The organism is Rhodococcus sp. P4_F5 (assembly GCF_056401315.1).
In genome coordinates this window covers 1-8,077 of sequence record NZ_JBFUJP010000117.1, presented here as the reverse complement: position 1 = coordinate 8,077, position 8,077 = coordinate 1, and the positions used below count along the sequence as shown (strand labels likewise).

The 8,077-nt window shown below is 68.8% G+C and carries 7 protein-coding genes and 1 rRNA gene; 6 read left to right on the top strand and 2 right to left on the bottom strand.

Features of this window, described 5'->3' with window-relative positions; all coding sequences use genetic code 11:
* Positions 1 to 92, top strand: a 5S ribosomal RNA gene (gene rrf, locus AC1DU4_RS25640); the annotation flags it as partial.
* Between the two features lie 318 nt (positions 93 to 410).
* Here rrf and AC1DU4_RS25635 read toward each other — a convergent pair.
* Positions 411 to 980 carry a hypothetical protein gene (locus AC1DU4_RS25635; RefSeq protein ID WP_477844681.1) on the bottom strand — a complete coding sequence of 190 codons (570 nt, stop codon included), beginning with the start codon at positions 978 to 980 and terminating at the stop codon, positions 411 to 413.
* 310 nt (positions 981 to 1,290) lie between these two features.
* Between AC1DU4_RS25635 and dnaK the strand changes: the two genes are divergently transcribed.
* From dnaK to AC1DU4_RS25615, 4 genes are read left to right on the top strand one after another with little or no spacing between them, the layout of a single operon-like run.
* Positions 1,291 to 3,135 (top strand): molecular chaperone DnaK, encoded by a 1,845-nt coding sequence (dnaK, locus tag AC1DU4_RS25630; protein WP_477844679.1) that lies wholly within the window; start codon positions 1,291 to 1,293, stop codon positions 3,133 to 3,135.
* Positions 3,132 to 3,704 carry a nucleotide exchange factor GrpE gene (gene grpE, locus AC1DU4_RS25625; RefSeq protein ID WP_477844677.1) on the top strand — a complete coding sequence of 191 codons (573 nt, stop codon included), beginning with the start codon at positions 3,132 to 3,134 and terminating at the stop codon, positions 3,702 to 3,704. Before dnaK ends, grpE begins: the two co-directional genes overlap by 4 nt.
* Before the next feature lie 34 nt (positions 3,705 to 3,738).
* Positions 3,739 to 4,941, top strand: coding sequence for a molecular chaperone DnaJ (gene dnaJ / locus AC1DU4_RS25620; RefSeq protein ID WP_477844675.1), 1,203 nt, complete (start codon positions 3,739 to 3,741; stop codon positions 4,939 to 4,941).
* Between the two features lie 35 nt (positions 4,942 to 4,976).
* The gene (locus AC1DU4_RS25615) at positions 4,977 to 5,381 is read left to right on the top strand and encodes a heat shock protein transcriptional repressor HspR (protein WP_072847225.1); all 405 of its coding nucleotides are present in this window, start codon (positions 4,977 to 4,979) and stop codon (positions 5,379 to 5,381) included.
* A gap of 177 nt (positions 5,382 to 5,558) precedes the next feature.
* On the opposite strand, the gene AC1DU4_RS25610 is transcribed toward AC1DU4_RS25615, so the two are convergent.
* A complete protein-coding gene (locus AC1DU4_RS25610) occupies positions 5,559 to 6,698 on the bottom strand; it encodes a nitric oxide synthase oxygenase (protein WP_477844673.1) in 1,140 nt (379 codons plus the stop codon).
* Positions 6,699 to 7,194: 496 nt separating this feature from the next.
* Here AC1DU4_RS25610 and AC1DU4_RS25605 point away from each other — a divergent pair.
* On the top strand, positions 7,195 to 8,077 hold an 883-nt coding region (locus AC1DU4_RS25605; protein WP_477844671.1), incomplete at its 3' end, for a globin domain-containing protein.

The window sequence follows — 8,077 nt, the reverse complement described above, 5'->3', positions numbered from 1 at the left end:
CGCCCGGTCCCATTCCGAACCCGGAAGCTAAGCCCTCCAGCGCCGATGGTACTGCACTCGACAGGGTGTGGGAGAGTAGGTCACCGCCGTACATATTTTGCGAATGCCTCGCATCACGACTCCTTATCGGGGTTGTGGTGCGGGGCATTTCGCGTTTCCGGGGCAGGACGCCGGCTGTCGGGTGGGCAGTTGTGGGGCAAACACCGCGTGGCGTCACCGGTAGGTGCACACTCGGCCGACCACACGGCCGACCGCGGCGGGGACCGCGTCCGGCCGGCGGGATTGGCGTTCACCGTGGCGGCGTCTGGGACGTTGAACCGGATCCGCGGTGGTCTTCACCCCCGATCACGTTGTCCCACACAAGCTGCAGGGTTGCCTCGCCGATCCAGCCGAACTTCGGGTGGACGGTGCTAGCGGCTGAGCCAGCGGCCGACGGGCGGGAAGAAGAGCGCGGCGACGCCGACGAGCACCAGCCCGGCGTAGCCGAATGGTGCCCACCGCAGCACCCCGCCGGTGACTTCGCCGGCGTCGGCCATCAGGGACCAGAATCCGACCGCGGCCGCGACGGATGCCGCCCCGATCGCCGTCAGCGTCATCCTGGCAACACGGCGTCGGCCGGCGAGCAGGTGCAGGCCGACGAGTGCGGCCACCGTCAGCACCGCCGCGACGCCGCCGCTGACCAGCAGGGTGAGCGAGACCGTGTCGGCGATGTCGCGGGTTGCGGCGTCGGGCTGCTGCTCCGTGAGCGTCGCCGCCAGCGCGTCGCGGACGGCGGAGAGGTCGAGCAGGGTCGCGGCGGCGAGGCCGCCCAGGACGGCGAACGCGCCGTACCAGGCAGAGCGTGCGATGGTCACCGCCCGTGGGGTCGACGACTCCCCGGCGTCACCGCGCAGCGGCGCGACGGCGAACTCGGGACGGGGCGGTGGGGGTCGGTGCGGCGTCGGAGCGCGCGGTGCGTCGGGGCCGCCTGGTGTGTCCACATCTGGCATCGTATCCGCGCGCTGGCGCCGCCCGACGGCTCCGCCGACTCCGGTGCCGGCGCGTCTGCCAGCTAAAAGTCGGCGCATCAGAGGAAATCTGCGGGAGTGGGAACAAACCGGGCATACGCCCCGTTGACCACTTCGACAGGATTGAGCGAGTTTGACTCAAGTTTGGCTTGACTCTCAGAAACGAGCCGGGCAGACTTGAGCCGGAGACGCTCAGTCTTACTGAGTATTACTAAACCACTCCAGCACTACTTACCCCGGTGCGCCAAGGCCGGGGGTGCTGCAACCAGTAGGAGGAATCACTATGGCTCGTGCGGTCGGTATCGACCTCGGGACCACCAACTCGGTCGTTGCCGTCCTGGAGGGCGGCGAGCCGGTGGTGGTGGCCAACTCCGAGGGCGCGCGCACCACTCCGTCGGTCGTCGCCTTTGCCAAGAACGGCGAAGTGCTGGTCGGCCAGCCCGCCAAGAACCAGGCGGTCACCAACGTCGACCGGACCATCCGCTCCGTCAAGCGCCACATCGGCACCGACTGGAGCGTGGCGATCGACGACAAGAAGTACACCGCGCAGGAAATCAGTGCCCGCACCCTGATGAAGCTCAAGCGTGACGCGGAGGCCTACCTCGGCGAGGAGATCACCGACGCGGTCATCACCGTTCCTGCCTACTTCGAGGACGCACAGCGTCAGGCCACCAAGGAAGCCGGTCAGATCGCCGGCCTCAACGTCCTGCGCATCGTCAACGAGCCCACCGCGGCGGCCCTGGCCTACGGCCTGGACAAGGGCGAGAAGGAACAGACCATCCTGGTCTTCGACCTCGGCGGCGGCACCTTCGACGTGTCCCTGCTCGAGATCGGCGACGGCGTCGTCGAGGTCCGCGCGACCTCCGGCGACAACCACCTCGGTGGCGACGACTGGGACCAGCGGATCGTCGACTGGCTGGTCGAGAAGTTCAAGGCCAGCAGCGGCATCGACCTGACCAAGGACAAGATGGCCCTGCAGCGTCTGCGTGAGGCCGCCGAGAAGGCGAAGATCGAACTGTCCTCCTCGCAGTCCACCTCGATCAACCTGCCGTACATCACGGTCGACGCGGACAAGAACCCGCTGTTCCTCGACGAGCAGCTGACCCGCGCCGAGTTCCAGAAGATCACCTCCGATCTGCTGGACCGCACCCGCGCGCCGTTCCAGGCCGTCATCAAGGACGCCGGCATCGCGGTCAAGGACATCGACAACGTCGTTCTCGTCGGTGGCTCGACCCGTATGCCCGCTGTCTCGGACCTGGTCCGCGAGATGACCGGTGGCCGCGAGCCCAACAAGGGCGTGAACCCGGACGAGGTCGTCGCCGTCGGCGCCGCACTGCAGGCCGGCGTCCTCAAGGGCGAGGTCAAGGACGTGCTGCTCCTCGACGTCACCCCGCTCTCCCTCGGTATCGAGACCAAGGGTGGCGTGATGACCAAGCTCATCGAGCGCAACACCACCATCCCGACCAAGCGCAGCGAGACCTTCACCACGGCGGACGACAACCAGCCGTCCGTGCAGATCCAGGTCTTCCAGGGTGAGCGCGAGATCGCCTCGCACAACAAGCTCCTGGGCTCCTTCGAGCTCGCGGGCATCCCGCCGGCCCCGCGCGGCGTGCCGCAGATCGAGGTCACCTTCGACATCGATGCCAACGGCATCGTGCACGTGACCGCGAAGGACAAGGGCACCGGCAAGGAGAACACGATCAAGATCCAGGACGGCTCCGGCCTGTCCAAGGAGGAGATCGAGCGGATGGTCAAGGACGCCGAGGCGCACGCCGAGGAGGACAAGGCCCGCCGCGAGGAGGCCGAGGTCCGCAACCAGGCCGAGTCGCTGGTGCACCAGACCGAGAAGTTCATCAAGGACAACGAGGACAAGGTGCCGGCCGACGTGAAGGAGAAGGTCGAGGCCGCCGTCAAGGAGGCCAACGAGGCCCTCGCCGGCAGAGACATCGCCGCCGTCAAGTCCGCGGTCGAGAAGCTCTCCACCGAGTCCCAGGCACTGGGCGAGGCGATCTACAAGGCGCAGGCCGACGAGGCCGCAGCCTCCGGTGACGGCGCGGGCCCGAGCCAGGGCGACGACGTCGTGGACGCCGAGGTCGTGGACGAGCCGTCTGATCAGGACAAGAAGTGAGCGAGTTCGACGCCGCGCGCGATCCGTTGACAGCCGAGGGGCAGCCCTTGGACGTCGAGGTCACCCCGGCCGCCTCCGAGGAGGCGGCCGGGGCCGGCCAGCCCGAGCCCGCGGTCGACGACTTGACCAAGCTCACCGGCGAACTGGAGAAGGTCGGCACTGAGCTGGGCTACGCCAAGGCCGAGATCGCGAACATCCGGCGTAACAGCCTCGCCCGGATCGATCAGGCCGTGGCCTCCGAGCGAGCCTCGGTGGTCGGCAAGTTCCTGGACGTGGTCGACGACCTCGACCGGGCACGTGCCCACGGTGACCTGGAGTCGGGCCCGTTGAAGGCGTTGTCGGACAAGCTCTCCGGCGTCTTCGGCGGTCTGGGTCTGGTCTCGTTCGGCGACGAGGGCGATGCCTTCGACGCGGAACTGCACGAGGCTGTCCAGATGGAAGGCGACGGCGGCAACCCGGTGCTCGCGGCGGTCCTGCGCAAGGGCTACCGCCTCGGCGACCGGGTGCTGCGCACGGCAATGGTGACGGTCACCGACGGCGAGCCTGCGCCGCCGGAGTCCGAGCAGTAGTAGAACAGGAAACGACGAGAGGAGGAGACGCCCGGTGAGTCAGCGGGAGTGGATCGAGAAGGACTTCTACAAGGACCTGGGCGTCTCCTCTGACGCCACGGCCGACGAGATCAAGAAGGCCTACCGGAAGTTGGCGCGGGACCTGCATCCCGACGCCAACCCCGGTGACGCGAGTGCGGAGGAACGGTTCAAGGCCGTGAGCGAGGCGAATGCCGTGCTCTCGGATCAGGCCAAGCGCAAGGAGTACGACGAGGCCCGCCGGCTGTTCGCCAGCGGTGGCTTCGGTCGCGGGGCATACCCGCCGGGCGCCGAGTACACCACCGGCGGTGGCGGTTTCGGCGGCGGCGAATTCAACATCGGCGACCTCTTCGGTGGTGGTGCCAGCTACACCACCACCGGCGGCGACGGCGGCATCGGCGACCTGTTCGGTGGGCTGTTCGGCCGCGGAGGCGCGGGACGTGGGACCGCCACCAGCAGCCGGCCGCAGCGCGGCAGCGACGTCGAGGCACAGACCACGCTCCCGTTCCGCGACGCGGCACTGGGCGTGACGGTCCCGCTCCGGCTGACCAGTCCGGCGTCGTGCACCACCTGCCACGGCAGCGGCGCGAAGCCGGGCACCAGCCCGCGGGTGTGCCCGAACTGCAACGGAAGTGGCATCGTCAGCCGCAACCAGGGCGCGTTCGGGTTCAGTGAGCCCTGCGACGACTGCCGCGGCACCGGCTCGATCATCGACGACCCGTGCACCGACTGCCACGGCACCGGTGTGCAGAACCGCTCGCGCAGCATCACCGTCCGGATTCCCCCGGGCGTGAGCGACGGACAGAAGATCCGGCTCGCCGGACAGGGCGAGGCCGGGCTCCGCGGTGCGCCGTCCGGTGACCTCTACGTCACCGTGAACGTCAAGGCGGACAAGGTGTTCGGCCGCAACGGCGACGACCTGACGGTCACCGTCCCGGTCAGCTACGGCGAACTGGTGCTCGGCACCACGCTGTCGGTGCCGACCCTGGAGGGCCGCGTCGGCGTCAAGGTGCCGCCCGGCACCGTCGACGGCCGGACCCTGCGGGTGCGCGGCCGCGGCGTGCACAAGCGTGGCGGCGGCGCGGGAGACCTGCTGGTGACAGTGAAGGTGGCGGTGCCGCAGAACCTCGACGACTCGGCCACCGAGGCGTTGCGTACCTACCTCGAGGCCGAGAAGGCCAGCGGCTTCGATCCGAGGGCGGACTGGGCCGGCGCCTGATGTCTGCCCCCTCGACCAAGCGGAGGTGACCCACGATGCAGGACCAGTTTCCGTACCAGGCTGACCCGCCGGACCCGGACGCGCAGATCTTTGCCATCTCGATGGCCGCCGAGTTGGCGGGGATGCATGCGCAGACCCTGCGCAACTACGACCGGCTGGGCCTGGTCACGCCGCACCGGACCACCGGCGGCGGCCGTCGCTACTCGCCGCGGGACGTGGCACTGCTTCGTGAGGTGCAGCGCCTGTCCCAGGACGAGGGCGTCAACCTGGCCGGCATCAAGCGGATCATCGAGTTGACCAACCAGGTGGAGGCGCTGCAGCGCCGGGTCACCGAGATGGCCAACGAGATCGCCCAGGTGCATGCGAGCTACCGACGCGACCTGGTCCCGGCACCGCGCAACAACGCGCTCGTGGTCTGGAAGCCCCGCCACCTGCGCTGACCGCACCACCCGAACATCGGAAGGCCCGGTGCCGCCGTCGTTCCAGTAACTCTGGAGCGGCGGTGGCGCCGGGCCTTCCTGTCGTCGTGGTGGTCTCTGCGAGCGTCCGCCTGACCGAATGTCGCATTCGTTCAGTTGAAGTGAACGAATGCGACATTCGGTCAGAGGGGGCGGTGGTCAGTTGAAGGGGCAGCCGGTGCCCTGCGCGCGGACCACGAAGTTCGGCCGGACGTCGAGGTCGGGTTCGTCGTAGAGCCGGTGGAAGGTCGGCGTCAGCGACGACGACATCGGCGGGTTGATCCACGACCAGTCGGTGGGGCAGGCGCGGCCCGCCTTCTCCTCGCGGCCGACGAAGTCCAGGAACTGCCGGGCGACGGTGTGGTGGTCGACCATGATCACCCCGGCCTCCCGGTAGCTGTGGATCACGGCGCGGTTCAGCTCGACCAGCGCCCGGTCCTTCCACAGGGTGCGGTCCGAGCGCATGTCGAGCCGCAGCTTCCGGGCGATCGTGGGCAGCATGTCGTACCGGTCGGTGTCGCTGAAGTTGCGGGCACCCACCTCGGTGCTGACGTACCAGCCGCTGAACGGGGCGCACGGGTAGGTGAGGCCGCCGATCTCCAGGTCCATGTTCGCGACGGCGGGTACCGCGTGCCACTTGAGGCCCAGCCCCGCGAACCACTTGTAGTTCGGGTGCACGAGCGGGACCTCGAGGATCAGGTCCTCGGGCACCTCGAACCACTGCAGCGGCTCGTCGGGGACCGAGATCAGCAGCGGCAGGACGTCGAAGCGGGTGCCCGCGCCCTTCCATCCCATCTCCGTCACCTGCTCGGTGAGGGCGACGTGCCACGGGTCGCCCGTGATGCTGCCGTCCTCGTTGCGGTACCCCGCGTAGCGGATGAGCTGGGGGCTGACGATGCGGAACTCCCTGCCGTCCGGGAGCGGTCGCGGGCCGATGGTGATCACCGACTGCAGGGCGCCGCCGTTGGTCGCGGTCCGCAGGTGCTCCCAGCAGGCCTGCGCCAGCGCCTCCGCGGTGACCGCGTCCCGGGCGTCGATCAGCTTGAGTGTCCGCCAGTGGTTTCGGCCGACGCACCGTGCATGGTTGCGCCACGCGAGCTTGGCCCCCACCAGCAACTCCTCGGCGGTGTGCTCGTAGCGGCCGGTGAGGGCCAACTCGTCGAGCACCTCCGTCGCCCGCGCCGCCGGCAGGTGCGCCAGTTCCGGCTGCCGATAGAAATCGGTGCACTCGGCCAGCCGACGTTCGACCTCGGCGGTGGACGGTGCGGGCCTGCGCGCGACCTCTCGGTCGCGTGCCATCTCCTCCCCGAAGGCAATTTTCACGACTGCGAATTCTCCGTTCTCGGTAGAGACGTACTGCGGGGCCGACGCGTCACTGCGCCGGGCCTCGAGAAGCCAGTTTGTCACGCCTGGAACCGGCAGAACCCGTTCGCCCGCAGCGGTTCTGCAGAATCGGCGGGGCGCGTGGCGGCCGGGGGAGTGGTGGTCGGTCGGTGCCGGAACATTCGCTCGGCCGGGTGCCGGAGTCGCCCACGGCCACGGGCACGGTGTCGTTCGAGCCGGTCCGGACGGGCGTTGCACCAGGTGGATGCGCTGCGGGGGATCTGCCGGTTCCGCGTGGCGCAGATTCGCTACGCGGTTGCCGGCGTTTCATTTGCAGACCGAACAACCACATCTGTTTCATTGGTGACGTCGGCTCGCTAGACTTCGTTTCAACCCCGCGGCGATCGCCGGGGCCCGCGACCTACCGGATACTGCGGCAGGCCGCGTTTGTATGCGAACGGGGACTCCTGCGGTGGATTCAACGACAATTTCGCTTGTCCGGACGACGTTCAAGGACGTCGCCGCGGTCGAGGGCGGCCCGGCGAGGCTGACCCGCGACTTCTACGCAACCCTCTTCGCTCAGAGCCCGTCGGCGCGTGAGTTCTTCCCCGCCGCAATGGACGTCCAGCGAGACCGCCTGGTCCAGGCGATCGCCTACGTCGTCGACAAGCTCGACGAGCCCGAACGGATCCTGCCGTTCCTCGCCCAGCTGGGTCGCGACCACCGCAAGTACGGCATCGAGGAAGCCCACTACATCGCGGTCGGCAACGCCCTGATCACCGCGCTCAGGCAGTTCGCGGGCAACGAGATGTGGACCGAGGAGGTCGACAACGCGTGGCGCGAGAGCATCGCGCTGATCGCCTCGACCATGATCGACGCCGCGAACAACGAGGCGGGCCCGCGGACCTGGACCGGCACCGTCGTCGAGCACAAGCAGGTGCTGCGCGACGTCGCTGTGGTCCGGCTCCAGCTGGACCAGCCGATGGCCTACGGCGCCGGCCAGTACATGAGCGTGAGCGTGCCCGGCCGGCCCCGGATGTGGCGTTACCTCTCGCCCGCGATCCCGTCGAACAGCGAGGGGCAGATCGAGTTTCACGTCCGTCGCGTCTCCGGCGGCTGGGTCAGCCCGGCGATGGTCGGCCAGACCCACCTCGGCGACACCTGGGTGATGGGTAGCCCGCTCGGCGCACTCGGTGTGGACCGCACCCAGGACCGCGACATGCTGATGATCGGCTCCGGCACCGGCATCGCGCCGCTGCGGGCGCAGCTGATGGAGATGGCCATGCGCGGCGCCAACCCGCGGGTCCATCTGTTCGTCGGTGGCGTCTACCCGTGCGACCTCTACGACATCGAGA

What these genes read in the sequence shown, in the direction of transcription:
- dnaK (WP_477844679.1), top strand. Translation starts at nt 1,291, where the DNA reads ATGGCTCGTGCGGTCGGTATCGACCTCGGGACCACCAACTCGGTCGTT.
- AC1DU4_RS25615 (WP_072847225.1), top strand. Translation starts at nt 4,977, where the DNA reads ATGCAGGACCAGTTTCCGTACCAGGCTGACCCGCCGGACCCGGACGCG.
- AC1DU4_RS25610 (WP_477844673.1), bottom strand. Translation starts at nt 6,698, where the DNA reads ATGGCACGCGACCGAGAGGTCGCGCGCAGGCCCGCACCGTCCACCGCC.